Source organism: Clostridium sp. AF32-7AC, assembly GCF_003477925.1.
GTDB lineage: Bacteria > Bacillota > Clostridia > Lachnospirales > Lachnospiraceae > Otoolea > Otoolea fessa.
Genome location: NZ_QUEG01000008.1, coordinates 44,111 through 56,845, shown reverse-complemented (window position 1 = coordinate 56,845; position 12,735 = coordinate 44,111). Strand labels below are relative to the sequence as shown.

General features: G+C 50.0%; 14 protein-coding genes. 10 read left to right on the top strand and 4 right to left on the bottom strand.

The window, feature by feature from the left end; translation table 11 throughout:
* Nucleotides 1-75: 75 nt before the first annotated feature.
* Nucleotides 76-1,053 (bottom strand): zinc dependent phospholipase C family protein, encoded by a 978-nt coding sequence (locus DWZ45_RS11490; RefSeq protein WP_117796288.1) that lies wholly within the window; start codon nt 1,051-1,053, stop codon nt 76-78.
* Nucleotides 1,054-1,294: 241 nt separating this feature from the next.
* Here DWZ45_RS11490 and DWZ45_RS11485 point away from each other — a divergent pair, with 241 nt between their 5' ends.
* Nucleotides 1,295-2,653, top strand: a complete 1,359-nt coding sequence (locus tag DWZ45_RS11485) for an alanine:cation symporter family protein (RefSeq protein WP_118469169.1) — start codon at nt 1,295-1,297, stop codon at nt 2,651-2,653.
* 367 nt (nt 2,654-3,020) lie between these two features.
* On the opposite strand, the gene DWZ45_RS11480 is transcribed toward DWZ45_RS11485, so the two are convergent.
* Nucleotides 3,021-3,461 (bottom strand): hypothetical protein, encoded by a 441-nt coding sequence (locus tag DWZ45_RS11480; RefSeq protein ID WP_118469167.1) that lies wholly within the window; start codon nt 3,459-3,461, stop codon nt 3,021-3,023.
* 283 nt (nt 3,462-3,744) lie between these two features.
* Here DWZ45_RS11480 and DWZ45_RS11475 point away from each other — a divergent pair, with 283 nt between their 5' ends.
* The 6 genes from DWZ45_RS11475 (at nt 3,745) to DWZ45_RS11450 (ending at nt 8,549) form a co-directional block, all read left to right on the top strand.
* Nucleotides 3,745-4,272 (top strand): peptidylprolyl isomerase, encoded by a 528-nt coding sequence (locus DWZ45_RS11475; RefSeq protein WP_022360081.1) that lies wholly within the window; start codon nt 3,745-3,747, stop codon nt 4,270-4,272.
* Nucleotides 4,273-4,275: 3 nt separating this feature from the next.
* On the top strand, nt 4,276-4,977 hold the full coding sequence (locus DWZ45_RS11470) for a GNAT family N-acetyltransferase (RefSeq protein WP_118469166.1): 702 nt from the start codon (nt 4,276-4,278) through the stop codon (nt 4,975-4,977).
* Between the two features lie 55 nt (nt 4,978-5,032).
* Nucleotides 5,033-5,944: a 4-(cytidine 5'-diphospho)-2-C-methyl-D-erythritol kinase gene (gene ispE, locus DWZ45_RS11465; RefSeq protein WP_022360083.1), complete on the top strand. Its 912-nt coding sequence runs from the start codon at nt 5,033-5,035 to the stop codon at nt 5,942-5,944.
* Nucleotides 5,928-6,608 carry a GntR family transcriptional regulator gene (locus DWZ45_RS11460; protein WP_107000683.1) on the top strand — a complete coding sequence of 227 codons (681 nt, stop codon included), beginning with the start codon at nt 5,928-5,930 and terminating at the stop codon, nt 6,606-6,608. Before ispE ends, DWZ45_RS11460 begins: the two co-directional genes overlap by 17 nt.
* The gene (locus DWZ45_RS11455) at nt 6,605-7,825 is read left to right on the top strand and encodes an aldo/keto reductase (RefSeq protein ID WP_118469164.1); all 1,221 of its coding nucleotides are present in this window, start codon (nt 6,605-6,607) and stop codon (nt 7,823-7,825) included. Before DWZ45_RS11460 ends, DWZ45_RS11455 begins: the two co-directional genes overlap by 4 nt.
* Nucleotides 7,826-7,922: 97 nt before the next feature.
* Nucleotides 7,923-8,549: an HD domain-containing protein gene (locus DWZ45_RS11450; protein WP_107000681.1), complete on the top strand. Its 627-nt coding sequence runs from the start codon at nt 7,923-7,925 to the stop codon at nt 8,547-8,549.
* Here DWZ45_RS11450 and DWZ45_RS14455 read toward each other — a convergent pair.
* Complete coding sequence (locus DWZ45_RS14455) at nt 8,494-8,865, bottom strand: hypothetical protein (protein ID WP_147341932.1); 372 nt, start codon at nt 8,863-8,865, stop codon at nt 8,494-8,496. The genes DWZ45_RS11450 and DWZ45_RS14455 overlap by 56 nt on opposite strands.
* Before the next feature lie 462 nt (nt 8,866-9,327).
* On the opposite strand from DWZ45_RS14455, the gene DWZ45_RS11440 reads away from it, so the two are divergent.
* From DWZ45_RS11440 to DWZ45_RS11430, 3 genes are all read left to right on the top strand, one after another.
* Nucleotides 9,328-10,389 (top strand): D-alanine--D-alanine ligase family protein, encoded by a 1,062-nt coding sequence (locus DWZ45_RS11440; RefSeq protein WP_022360088.1) that lies wholly within the window; start codon nt 9,328-9,330, stop codon nt 10,387-10,389.
* 137 nt (nt 10,390-10,526) lie between these two features.
* Entirely contained in the window at nt 10,527-11,390 is an 864-nt protein-coding gene (murI, locus tag DWZ45_RS11435) for a glutamate racemase (protein WP_118469160.1), read from the top strand.
* Between the two features lie 3 nt (nt 11,391-11,393).
* Complete coding sequence (locus tag DWZ45_RS11430; protein ID WP_022360090.1) at nt 11,394-11,843, top strand: DUF1934 domain-containing protein; 450 nt, start codon at nt 11,394-11,396, stop codon at nt 11,841-11,843.
* 93 nt (nt 11,844-11,936) lie between these two features.
* On the opposite strand, the gene DWZ45_RS11425 is transcribed toward DWZ45_RS11430, so the two are convergent.
* Nucleotides 11,937-12,422, bottom strand: a complete 486-nt coding sequence (locus DWZ45_RS11425) for a hypothetical protein (protein WP_022360091.1) — start codon at nt 12,420-12,422, stop codon at nt 11,937-11,939.
* Between the last annotated feature and the right edge of the window lie 313 nt (nt 12,423-12,735).

Sequence of the window (12,735 nt, the reverse complement as noted above, 5' to 3'; positions counted from 1 at the left end):
AAGCTGTCATATGAGAAACAGATGAGTGTTCTTCATATGACAGCTTTTATTTACCAGGAACCGAAGTACGTGTTTTCACTCAACAGGTAGTCCGCTGTGATAAGACTCATTCCCCAGTTCAGCCAGAAGCGGCGATAAATCCTGTTTATCTAACGGCATGTTGTCTGTGACGGCGCTGTTTAAAAGCGCATAGACACGGCTGCATTTGTCCAATGTTTCATGGAAGAGATCAACAAACGAGGCGGTTGAGACGCGGGTCGGATCCCACGGGTTGCCCCATGCTTCGTGGTTTAGGTTACAGCTGCTCCGGTAGTCGGTTACGGAGTCCGTTACCATTTTCGCGGAAGCAACTGGGTGGTTGACGAAGATGGATTCGACCTGTGCAATGCCGAATTTTTTCTTGCCGTTCTTGTCCGAGAGTGTCCGGCAGCCGAAGCGCAGCGCCCAGATGGAGCGGTGCACCATCGCCGGAGTAACCTGGAAGTTGTTGCGGTAGGTGATCGGATAATAGGTTTCGTTGATGCAGGAAGCCAGGAAATGGGAAATAAATTGGATTTCCTGTCCATTTAGACAGATCGTGGCGGTCTGGTTAAATTCGGACGGCTTCTTTTTTTTATATTTCCAGAGCAGGATCGCGTCGAGCTCGTTTTCCAGATGTGCGTGCATCCCGTGATGCATGGAGGTCGGGGCATCCACTGGATAGCCGATGCGCCCGTACACGTAAGGATGACAGATCGAATCGGCAATGTAATGGTTTATAAATCCGGCCAGATAGGAGATGGCTTCCTCCTGCTGCTGGCGCGAGCGGATGGTTCCAATACGGCGCAGACAGCACTCAAAAAAGGCGTTTACCTTGTGTTCGTGCATATAGGAACCGACGTTGCGGTAATCGCGGTGGCGCAGGATCGGGATATTATAGAAAAACATATCCGGTCCCTGCAGACCGAGCTGGTAGAGCCAGCGGTATTTGGCGATCGTGTGTTTTAAGGGTGTGAACGGCATATCGTTGTATGCTTTCATGCCGAATATATAGTGCGTGGTAAAACCTGGCATATTGTTTTCATCCTTTCCAGAAGGACAGAGATTTGGAAATTTGTCCGCCTGTCCGATATGCTTATTGTAGCACTGCCGGTCTGGTTTGTCATGGGGTTTGCGGATGTTTACAGAAAGTGTAAGAAAAGGTGGATGGAAAGAGAGTTCTCGGAAGGCAATATCACGGCTTGGAGAATAAAATATCATAGTAAATCATAAGATTGGTTTGATAGAGTGAAAATAGATATAGAAAGGTGCTCGGATGGAAGCGCTCAGAATCGTACAGAAAATGGTGTGGGGACCGTGGCTTCTGGGACTGTTTCTGGCGGTTGGAGTCCTCTGCATGGTGCGTCTGCGGGGATTTCCGATCCGTCATATCAGAGTCTGGTGGGGAGAGACGGTTGGGAGCGGCGGGAAAGGACAGCTTTTGACGACCTGCACCGCGCTGGCGGCGACGGTCGGAACGGGAAATATCACGGGCGTGGCAGCCGCGTTGGCGATCGGTGGTCCGGGTGCTGTGTTCTGGATGTGGGCGGCGGCATTTCTGGGGATGGCGCTGGCATATACGGAGGTTTATCTGGGAATTTTGTATGGGGGCGGACCTTATGTCTATCTGGAAAATGGGGTTGGAAGTTGTTTCGCTGGAAAATGCTATGCCCTGTTTTGCGTGCTGGCGTCGCTTGGAATGGGATGTATGGTACAGGCGGGGGCTCTGGCGGATAGTCTGCGCTATGCAACATCCCTGCCGCCGCTTGGAACCGGTATCATACTGGCAGTTTTGACTGCCGTGGTGCTCTTTGGTGGGGCAAAACGCATCGGATGGACGGCTTCGGTGCTGGTACCGGTATCGGCGGGGCTGTATCTGCTGGCAGGTGGAATCGCCGTGTTCAGTTTTTATGATCAGATACCGGAAGTATTGATGAAAATTGTGGGCGGGGCATTTGGACTGGCAGATAATGCAGGACAGACGGATGGAAGCAGTATTTTGAATTTTTCAGGAATTTCGGGCGGGATGACCGGGTACGGAATGGCAGCGGCGATCCGGAGCGGGATATCGCGCGGTGTGTTTTCCAATGAGGCGGGCCTGGGGAGTCTGGCGGTGCTGCATGGGATGAGTGAGGGAAAGGGGAGGCTAAGACAGAGGCAGGAAGCGCAGAAACAGGGAATGTGGGCGATTTTCGAGGTGTTTTTCGATACGATCATAGGGTGCAGCCTGACCGCTTTTTTACTGCTCTGTGTATTTCCGCACAATCTGACCGAGAAGATCGATTCCCTGGGCGGCAGCGGCGCGGTGGCGGCGGCTCTGGCAGCCCGTTTTGGAAATGCAGGCGGCATAGTGACGGCGGCGTGCATGGTGCTGTTTGCCTTTGCCACGATCCTTGCCTGGTTTTACATCGGCGATCAGGCACTTGGATGGCTGATGCGGGATGTCCCACAGAAGCGTGCCGACAAAATATGTATTTTGTATCACGGAGGTTATCTTGCCTCAGTCTTTCTCGGCTGCGTCAGCCGGATGGAAGCCGTCTGGGCGGTATCTGATATTTTCAATGGGCTGATGGCGGTGCCAAACCTTGCAGCGCTGGTGCTGCTTGGCAGGAAGGTACGAAGACCGGAACGGTGAGAGAGTTGAGGAATTCAGATACAACAAAAGACCTCTCCAGCAGTGAGAGGTCTTTTGGTATTGAAAAAGGGAGGAGAGCTGATATAAACTCAGCTCGGTATTATGAAAAAAATTTGTAAGCATTGCTTGTTGCTATGGTTATAGTATAGGGAAAAATCGTGAAGAAACCATGTTAATTGTGTAAAAGGTTTTTTAATGAAGTGTGAACGAAATATGAACGCGGAACATGGATTCCATGATTACGATAAATATATCTTATGTTCGGAGGATCGAAAATGGCAGCCTGGGCAGGAAGCGCAGATATTTTGCGTGCTTCGTCTGTCAAGACTGCCATAAAAAATACGGGTATAAAGTGTGTCAACAATCTTTATTCCGCTTTTTTGACGGATAAAACGGTTCCGCTGAATGCATCCACCTCACTGACGGTTCCCGTATACGTTACGGTAACTTTATCCCCATCTTTTACATCAGAAAGCCCGTCCGGTTTCTGATCCTGCTCGAAGCTGAATTCATAATCGGTTCCGTCGGCGGTGATCGTAAACATAAAGTCTTTGATGTCGCTGATCGTACCAGTTATTGTGGACTGTTTTGCATCGGCAGTTCCCTCGGATGGAAGAACGGTGTCTTTGGCGTCTTCTTTTAAATCATCCATCGGGCTGCTTTCGTCCATGCCATTCGAGCTGGACTCGGAGGAGGCGGACTGGGACGATTCATTAGCAGTCGATTCATTCACGTTTTGGGAAGAGCAGGCGGTTGCGAGCGAGAGGATCGCAGCCGCGCCCAGGATAGCAAAATATGTTTTTTTCATAGTACATTACCAACCTTTCTTTTGACTTAGTTTGCTCACAGATGTATGATGCAGGACAGATGATGATTCCTGAGCGCAACATTCATCTTTTCGCATAGAATGTCCATTTCGACATTGTGCTATACATCTTAAGCCATAAATGTGAATGAATTGTGAGGAGAAACTTACGAAATGTAAAGAAAATGGACAAATATGGAACGAAAAACAGTCGATTTTCGAACGTTCTTATGGTATAATGTGACCACTTAATGAGGTATTTTTTAAAATTCAGGAGGAAACATACATGAAAAATCCAGTTGTTACCATTGAGATGGAAAATGGTGATATCATGAAGGCAGAGCTCTACCCAGAGATTGCGCCGAACACAGTCAACAACTTTATCAGCCTGATCAAGAAGGGCTTTTATGATGGTCTGATCTTCCACCGTGTCATCAAGGGCTTTATGATTCAGGGCGGATGCCCGAATGGAAATGGTATGGGCGGTCCAGGGTATACCATCAAGGGTGAGTTCAGCCAGAATGGTTTTACGAACAATTTCAAGCACACCAAGGGCGTTCTCTCTATGGCGCGTGCGATGGACCCGAACTCCGCAGGTTCCCAGTTCTTCATCATGCATGAGACTTCCCCGCATCTGGATGGTCAGTATGCATCCTTCGGGAAGATAGTTGAAGGTCTGGATATCGTGGACAAGATTGCCGGCGTCCGCACCGACTGGGGCGATCGTCCGCTGAAAGAGCAGAAGATCAAAAAGATGACCGTTGACACCTTCGGCGAGGAGTACCCGGAGCCGGAAAAAGGAAAAGAAAGATAATCTATGACAATCGAACGAGAAGTAACCATTGCGGGACAGACATACCCGGTGATTCTCTCCGATGAAAACGAAGCTCTTCAGGCTGCGAAAGCAGCCGGGAGAGCTATTGTTGGCTTATGGAGGGAAAACGAGGAAAAACAGCCGGCCGACTATTCATCTTGCCTTTACCTTATTACAGACCCTGAAGACGCCGATGAAACATTCCTGGAACGCGTCGTCCGCCGCCACCTGGCTCTCCCGTGGCTCATTGCTGAAACTGACCGCCTCATCATCCGTGAATTTTCCCAGGACGATCCGTTGGAACCGGCATCCGCTGAGGATGCCGACGGAACTTTTTCTGATTGGAACAAGCGCGAGGAATACCGGAAACACCAGTACCGCTTTGCCGAGTGCGGTTTGTGGGCGCTGGAACGCCGCGCGGACGGTGTGCTGGTTGGAAAGGCGGGGCTGACGGACGGAGAGCTGGGATATCATATTTATGAACCGTTCCGCCGTCAGGGATATGCGCTGGAAGCCTGCCGGGCGATTGTGAAATATGGGTTTGAAACGCTGGAGCTGGATAAGATCCGGATTTGCACGAAGCGTTCCAACACGGCTTCACGGATATTGGCGGAAAAAATGGAATTCGTTCAGGTACCTTCATCCTGCAAGGATTCTATTGTATTTTGTATGCAAAGAGGATATAATAACTTGTATACAAAATAATGAAAAAATACAATCTAGTGTGATTACACTAAGGGAACGATGGGAGGAATGACCGATGATCAGGCATCTGGAGCTGAAAGCATATGGAAAGATCAATCTCGGTCTGGATGTAGTCCGCCGGAGGGAAGACGGCTACCACGAAGTGCGGATGATCATGCAGACGGTGCGCGTGTACGACGCGATCGAACTGAACCGGACGGAGGAAGAGGGAATCCGTCTTTCAACGAACCTTTATTATCTGCCGGACAATGAAAATAACTTAGGTTACCGCGCGGCGAAACTTCTGATGGATGAGTTTGGAATCCGCGACGGTGTGGAGATCAAGATGAAGAAATTTATCCCGGTGGCAGCCGGGATGGCAGGCGGCAGCAGCGATGCGGCCGCAGTCCTGTTTGGTGTCAACAAGATGTTCGGACTGGGGCTTTCGAAACAGGAGCTGATGGAGCGCGGCGTCCGTCTGGGGGCGGATGTGCCGTACTGTATCATGCGGGGAACGGCTCTTTCGGAGGGAATCGGGGAGATCCTGACACCGCTTCCGCCGATGCCGCAGTGCCGCGTGCTGATTGCCAAACCGGCGGTCAGCGTTTCAACGAAGCATGTGTACGAGAGCTTAAACCTGCCGTCTCTGGGTGCAGAGGCGCATCCGGATATTGATGCGATGCGGGCGGCGATCGAGAAAAAAGACCTCTCCGGCGTCGTTTCACAGCTTGGAAACGTGCTGGAAACGGTGACGATCCCGGAAAATCCGGTGATTCAGACACTCAAAGATAAGATGATGGAGATGGGCGCGGACGGCTCTTTGATGAGCGGAAGCGGTCCAACCGTATTTGGCTTGTTTACGAACCAGACGGCGGCGCAGGCGGCGTATGAGGAACTCCGCTATGGCAGCAGCCAGGATCTGGCGAAACAGGTATACCTGACTAGTTTTTACAACAGGAAGGGGCACGCAGATGGGGAACAATTTTGAGGTTAAAATGAATGAATATCTCCCACTCAGGGATGTGGTATTCAACACACTCCGGCAGGCAATCTTAAAGGGAGAGCTGGCACCGGGCGAGCGCCTGATGGAGATTCAGCTGGCACAGAAGCTGGGCGTCAGCCGCACCCCGATCCGTGAGGCGATCCGCAAGCTGGAGCTGGAAGGACTCGTTCTGATGATTCCGCGGCGCGGCGCGGAGGTGGCGCGAATTTCGGAAAAAAGCCTGAAAGATGTGCTGGAAGTGCGCCGTTCGCTGGAGGAACTGGCGATTGAGCTGGCGTGCCAGCGCATGACGGAAGAAGATATGCAGGCATTGGAAGAAGCACAGAAAGCATTTAAAGCGGCGATTGATCAGGGCGATGCGATGAAGATCGCGGAGACGGATGAGGCATACCATGACGTGATCTACCATTCGACCCGCAACAAGCGTCTGGTGCAGATTTTGAACAACCTGCGTGAGCAGATGTACCGGTTCCGTCTGGAATACATCAAGGACGAGGATAAACGGCAGATTCTGCAGTTAGAGCATGAAAAAATATTGGCGGCACTGCGTCTGCGCCATATGGCGGAGGCAAAGGCGGTAGCCAGGGGGCACATAGATAACCAGGAAATCACGGTACTTAAGAATTTAAAGGAGCGGAAGGAAGTATGACATTTAAAGAATTGTACCTGTCCGGACAGATTCCATTTGAGGAAATCGATCGCTATATTTCCCGTTGGAACCGGTCGGATGATGAGCGGACACTGGCAAAATATCTCGGTCTCAACGCCGATGAGGAGGATGTCTGGATCGATGACAGCGACGAGGCGCTGAAAGAGATGCTGGACGCAAGAGAAAGGGTAGCCGGTACGCCGGTTACCCTTGGAAAGACGGATATTATCGTCAATAAAAATGGATTTGGCGCGCTGCCAATCCAGCGTATTTCTTTTGATGATGCGAAGGTACTGCTTCGCAAGGCGTATGATGCGGGTGTCCGTTTCTTTGATACGGCGCGCTTTTATACGGACAGTGAGGAGAAGATCGGCTATGCGCTGAGCGACGTGCGCGAGCATATCTATATTGCGACCAAGACAGCGGCAACGACGGCGGAAGGCTTCTGGAAGGATCTGGAGACGAGTTTACATAATTTAAAAACAGACTACGTGGACATTTACCAGTTCCACAATCCGGCAGTCTGTCCGAAGCCGGGAGACGGAAGCGGTCTTTATGAGGCGATGCTCGAGGCAAAAGAGCAGGGGAAAATCCGTTTCATCGGCATCACGAACCACCGCATGAGCATTGCGGAGGAGGCGATCGAGTCGGGGCTTTACGATACCCTGCAGTTCCCATTTAATTATCTTTCCACCGAGCGGGAGATCGCGTTGGCGAAGGCCTGTGCGGAGCACGAAATGGGATTTATCGCAATGAAGGGTCTGTCGGGCGGTCTGCTGACCAATTCGGCTGCGATCTATGCCTATATGGCACAGTTTGAGAATGTACTGCCGATCTGGGGTGTACAGAAGGAAAGCGAGCTGGACGAATTTTTAAGCTACATCGGCAATCCACCGGAACTGACGGACGAGCTGAAAGCTGTTATCGAAAAAGACCAGAAAGAGCTGGCAGGTGAATTCTGCCGGGGCTGCGGCTACTGTATGCCGTGTCCGGCAGGAATCGAGATCAACAACTGTGCGCGTATGTCCCTGCTTCTGCGCCGTTCTCCGTCAGCGAGATACCTCTCCCCGGAGGGACAGGCGAAGATGAAGAAGATAGAGGACTGCCTGCACTGCGGACACTGCAAGTCGATGTGCCCGTATGGTCTGGATACGCCGAAGCTTTTGGAGGAGAATTATAAGGATTATAAAGAGGTTCTTGCAGGGAAGAAACTGTAAAGAGAGGATAAATGCAAGAGGCATTTTTCCGTTACTGGGCACGTATGCGTGAACAGTAACTAGAAATGTGGTGAAATAGACCAGGGAGGCGGAAACAATGGATATAAATCAGAAACAGAAAGAACGTCTGGAGCAGCAGTTTGCATTTATCCGGGAGATAGATAAGGAGAAATTTATCGGTCGCCAGACGTATCTGACAGACGGCGAGCGGAAGGAAAATGACGCGGAGCACGCATGGCATATGGCGATCATGACAGTGCTTCTGGCGGAGTATTCCAATGAGCCGATCGATGTGCTGAAAACGGTTACCATGCTTCTGATTCACGATCTGGTCGAGATCGACGCCGGCGACACATATGCCTATGATGAGGAGGCGAAGAAAACCCAGCGGGAGAGAGAATTAAAGGGTGCAGAGCGCATTTTCGGAATGCTGCCGCCGGATCAGGGCGAAAAACTTCGCGCTCTCTGGGATGAATTTGAAGCCGGGGAGACGCCGGAAGCACGGTTTGCACATACGATGGACAACATCCAGCCGACGATGCTCAATGATGCTTCCAAGGGAAAGGCGTGGGCGACGCGCGGCGTGCACCTGAGCCAGATTCTTGGAAGAAATAAGAATACCGCCAAGGGCTCGGAGACGCTGTGGAACTATTCCTATGAGAATTTCATCACTCCGAGCCTCCGGGAAGGAAAGATAAAAAACGACACGTTACCCGAAGAGTAATCGAATTGTCGGAGGAAGCATGAGCTTTATCCGGCAGACTGCTGTCAGCGGAAACGGCGTGCGTGGCTGCTATTTTTGAGTTCGAAGAAGATTCTGTCGGTTCGGTGGTTGTTTTGGAAGCTGAAGCTGTTCCAGAACGTTTCGAGTGATTGGAGCAAGTCATCGGGTCAGCTTTAGAGGAAATCAGAGAAGTAGATTTCTTGTTTACATCAAAAATGATATGTTTCTTTTGCGACAGCCAGTTCATATCGTTATCAAAAATCAGAGCGTCAGAGACGGAATCGGCGCTCTGATTTTTTGAGTTTTCTTCTGGCATGACACCTCCGGACAGGGCGGGCGGCGGATAGAGAACACCCCACCAGTTGTCGATCACATGAGTCTGCAGGATCGGCGGGGCGATCGCGTACGCCAGGACTTTCTGCTGAATCTGGTTTCTGGTAAAAGTCAGAAGAGGCAGGCAGAAAAACAGAAATAAGAGCATGGAACATAATGCGAGAAGCGGGAGTATTCCATCGTAGATATGGGAAAACTTGCACGAACCGGTGGAAAAATGGCGGCATTTATTGGTAACAGGTGGATGAATCCTGGATGCGGATGACAGAGAATTTTCAGACTGGAACGAAATCACTTGATTTAACATAATGGCTCTCCTTTTACTGAAAGAAATCGAATCTTCTTGTCGCAAGTATTGACAGTTATGGTATAATCTAAACTATATTTTGGAATAGCATTCCGGCGTGTGGTGAAGCTTCCCACACCCGGCAGAAAGGCGGATATTATGAAAAAGAGTGTACTTGTGGTATTTGGCGGACAGTCTTCGGAACATATTGTTTCATGTATGTCGGCAATCAATGTCATTAAAAATATAGATACAGAGCGCTATGATGTAACCCTGATCGGCATTACCGAAGAGGGAAAATGGCTGCTGGTTGACTCGGTCGAGCAGATCGAGGATGAGAGTTGGAGAAAGAACACGACGACCGCGATCCTTTCCCCGGATGCAACGGAGAAATCCGTGATCGTCCTGAAAGATGGTAAGGCGGAAATGATCCGCATTGATGTGGTATTCCCGGTTCTGCATGGACTCTGGGGAGAGGACGGCACCATTCAGGGCATCTTTGAGCTGGCAAAAATCCCGTATGTCGGATGCGGTGTGCTGGCGTCCAGCGTTTCGATGGATAAAGTGTATACAAAACAGATCGTTGACCACACAGGCGTGCGCCAGGCGGCATATGAGCTGGTCATCCGCAAAGAACTTGAAAAGATGGATGAGGTTGTGGCACGCATCGAGAACCGGTTCGCATATCCGGTATTTATCAAGCCGTCCAATGCAGGTTCTTCCAGAGGTGTCAGCAAGGCGTCGGATCGCGAAGAGCTGATTGCAGGCTTAAAGGAGGCGGCGCACCATGACCGCAAGATTCTGGTTGAGGAGACGATCGTCGGTCGTGAGATCGAATGTGCGGTCTTTGGAAATGGCACAGAACCGGTCATCGCTTCCGGTGTTGGCGAGATTCTGGCAGCAGCCGATTTCTATGATTTTGATGCGAAATATTACAACGCAGAGTCCAGAACCGTTGTAAATCCAGAGCTTCCGGGCGATGCGACCGAGCGTGTGCGTCAGGCGGCGAGACGTATTTTCAAGGCGGTAGATGGCTATGGTCTGTCGCGTGTCGATTTCTTTGTGACGAAGGACGGCGAGGTTATCTTCAATGAGATCAATACCATGCCGGGCTTTACCGCGATCAGTATGTACCCGATGCTCTTTGAGGCGGCCGGAATCCCGAAGCCGGAGATGGTGACAAAGCTGATTGAACACGGACTGAAACGCTACGAAGCCTAGAAATAAATAAAAATGTTTCAGAATCCTGAAACAGTGTGAGAGAATCTACTTTTGGACGTTATATGATTCGATATACACAGATGTTCGGGAAAGAATGGAAACATGACCATAAGAATTTTGCCGAAAGGAAGGTAAACATGGATAGAAATGCCCCGATCGGAGTTTTTGATTCAGGCATCGGCGGTCTGACGGTAGCCCGTGAGATCATGCGTCAGATGCCGCAGGAGCGCATCGTATACTTTGGAGATACGGCGCGCGTTCCATATGGAAGTAAATCGCAGGAGACGGTGCTGCGCTATTCCCGCCAGATCATCCGTTTTCTGAAAACACAGGGAGTCAAGGCGATCGTGATTGCCTGCAACACGGCCTCGGCGTGTGCACTGGAGACGGTCAGACAGGAATTGGATATCCCGATCATCGGGGTTATCTACGCGGGCGCGCGCACGGCTGCCGAGGCAACCCATAATGGAAAGATTGGCGTGATTGGAACCGAGGCGACCATCCGGAGCGGTATTTATACCAGAGAAATGCAGAAGCTGCGCCCGGATATTGAGGTCATTGGAAAACCGTGTCCGCTCTTTGTGCCGCTGGTGGAGGAAGGACTCTTCCATGATTCGGTAACAGATGAGATTGCCTCCCGGTATCTTTCTTCGCTGAAAGAAAAATACATTGATACGCTGGTTATGGGATGTACGCATTATCCGCTGCTGCGTTCGACGCTGCATCGGCTGATGGGTGACGAGGTGACTTTGGTAAATCCGGCATATGAGACGGCGGTTGAACTTAAAACTCTACTGCGGGACATGGATCTGACACGCAGTTCGGAGGATCTGGAACGTTTTTCGGAGGAAAACAGCCGCCGCGCTGCTGCCGGGGAGCCGATTCTTGACCAGTATCAGTTCTTTGTCAGCGACCGGGCGGAGAATTTTACGCGTTTTGCCAAGGCGATTCTGCCAAAAGAGGTAAAAGACACGAAACAGATTAACATTGAGGAGTATTAAAATATGACGAAAGATGTGCTTGTATCCGTGCGCGGTGCCCATATTGCGGACGGGGAGACGAATAACCTGGAGGTTATCACGGCAGGCAGCTATTATTTCAAAAATGGCAAGCATTATATCATCTATGATGAGATACTGGAGGGCGAGGAAGGAAGCATCCGCAATACCATCAAAGCCAATGCGGACAGCGTCGATATGATCAAGGGAGGCGATGCGCGGGCGCATATGATTTTTCAGGAGAACCGTCCGAATGTCAGCTGTTATGTGACTCCATACGGTCAGATGATCGTGGGCGTCACGACCGACCGCATCAAGATCAATGAAGGTCCGGATCATCTGAAAATCCAGATTGATTATACGCTGGAACTCAACTATGAGCAGACCAGCCAGAGCCATATTGAAATTGATGTGAAATCGAAGGCGACGGCGAAATTGAACCTGAAAGAGCAGTAAATATAAAAGAATATAGAAACAAAGAAATAAAATCGATGAATCAAAAATCCCGGAAACGTGTAATCAGTTACATTTCCGGGATTTTAAGATCCATTATTTATTTTTCTTGGACTTGGAAGCTTCTTTCTTTGCTGCCTCTTCTGTATTTTTCTTGAAACGGTCAAAGAATTTTTTCTTCTTCGGCAGCGGCGGGATGCCTCCGCGCACGCTCTTGATCTCTGTGATATAAAGACCGCTGATGACAACCTTTGCCTCGGTGCGGAGCGGTAACTGAAGGAATACCTTCTCATCCGCGATCATGGTCACAACCTTCGGTCCGATCTTAGCCTTTACGATCGGGAGCTTCGCCCACTTCATATACCATGGAGTCTGGTCGATAACCATCTTCGGGAGACCGGAATCTCCGATTTTCAGTTTCTTTTTGTCAATCGCCAGAATCGAAACAGTCTGTTTCGAAGCGTCGATCATAGTCTGCTGCTCTGCCTGACGTTTCTGCATCCGGGAACCCAGAATATACAGTACGACAAGAAGGATAGCCAGAATGACGATAATAACTAGCAGTACATTCCAAAATGACATATATATACCTCCGTTGTAGATAGCGGCGGGACGAAAATCCAATCCCATTTCGCATGGAACACGAAAATAACCGCGCAATTACTATGTATTATAGCATTGGAGTGGGGAAATGGCAAGAAAAATAGACGGGTAACTATGGCGATGGGGACTTAAAAAAATAGAAAAAACCAAAATCATGTTATCCCGCCATTTCATCGTAATGATAATGTGGATGATGGAATCCTGATAGAAAGATAAGTGCATTAAGGTGGGCATAATTTATTGAAAAGATTTGTTTGCACTAATCAGAAAAGGCAGGGCTGTAAGTGCTGGC

Excerpts from the sequence above, each read along its gene's own strand:
- DWZ45_RS11490 (WP_117796288.1), bottom strand. The coding sequence starts at position 1,053 with ATGCCAGGTTTTACCACGCACTATATATTCGGCATGAAAGCATACAAC.
- DWZ45_RS11485 (WP_118469169.1), top strand. The coding sequence starts at position 1,295 with ATGGAAGCGCTCAGAATCGTACAGAAAATGGTGTGGGGACCGTGGCTT.
- DWZ45_RS11480 (WP_118469167.1), bottom strand. The coding sequence starts at position 3,461 with ATGAAAAAAACATATTTTGCTATCCTGGGCGCGGCTGCGATCCTCTCG.
- DWZ45_RS11475 (WP_022360081.1), top strand. The coding sequence starts at position 3,745 with ATGAAAAATCCAGTTGTTACCATTGAGATGGAAAATGGTGATATCATG.
- DWZ45_RS11470 (WP_118469166.1), top strand. The coding sequence starts at position 4,276 with ATGACAATCGAACGAGAAGTAACCATTGCGGGACAGACATACCCGGTG.
- ispE (WP_022360083.1), top strand. The coding sequence starts at position 5,033 with ATGATCAGGCATCTGGAGCTGAAAGCATATGGAAAGATCAATCTCGGT.
- DWZ45_RS11460 (WP_107000683.1), top strand. The coding sequence starts at position 5,928 with ATGGGGAACAATTTTGAGGTTAAAATGAATGAATATCTCCCACTCAGG.
- DWZ45_RS11455 (WP_118469164.1), top strand. The coding sequence starts at position 6,605 with ATGACATTTAAAGAATTGTACCTGTCCGGACAGATTCCATTTGAGGAA.
- DWZ45_RS11450 (WP_107000681.1), top strand. The coding sequence starts at position 7,923 with ATGGATATAAATCAGAAACAGAAAGAACGTCTGGAGCAGCAGTTTGCA.
- DWZ45_RS14455 (WP_147341932.1), bottom strand. The coding sequence starts at position 8,865 with ATGCCAGAAGAAAACTCAAAAAATCAGAGCGCCGATTCCGTCTCTGAC.
- DWZ45_RS11440 (WP_022360088.1), top strand. The coding sequence starts at position 9,328 with ATGAAAAAGAGTGTACTTGTGGTATTTGGCGGACAGTCTTCGGAACAT.
- murI (WP_118469160.1), top strand. The coding sequence starts at position 10,527 with ATGGATAGAAATGCCCCGATCGGAGTTTTTGATTCAGGCATCGGCGGT.
- DWZ45_RS11430 (WP_022360090.1), top strand. The coding sequence starts at position 11,394 with ATGACGAAAGATGTGCTTGTATCCGTGCGCGGTGCCCATATTGCGGAC.
- DWZ45_RS11425 (WP_022360091.1), bottom strand. The coding sequence starts at position 12,422 with ATGTCATTTTGGAATGTACTGCTAGTTATTATCGTCATTCTGGCTATC.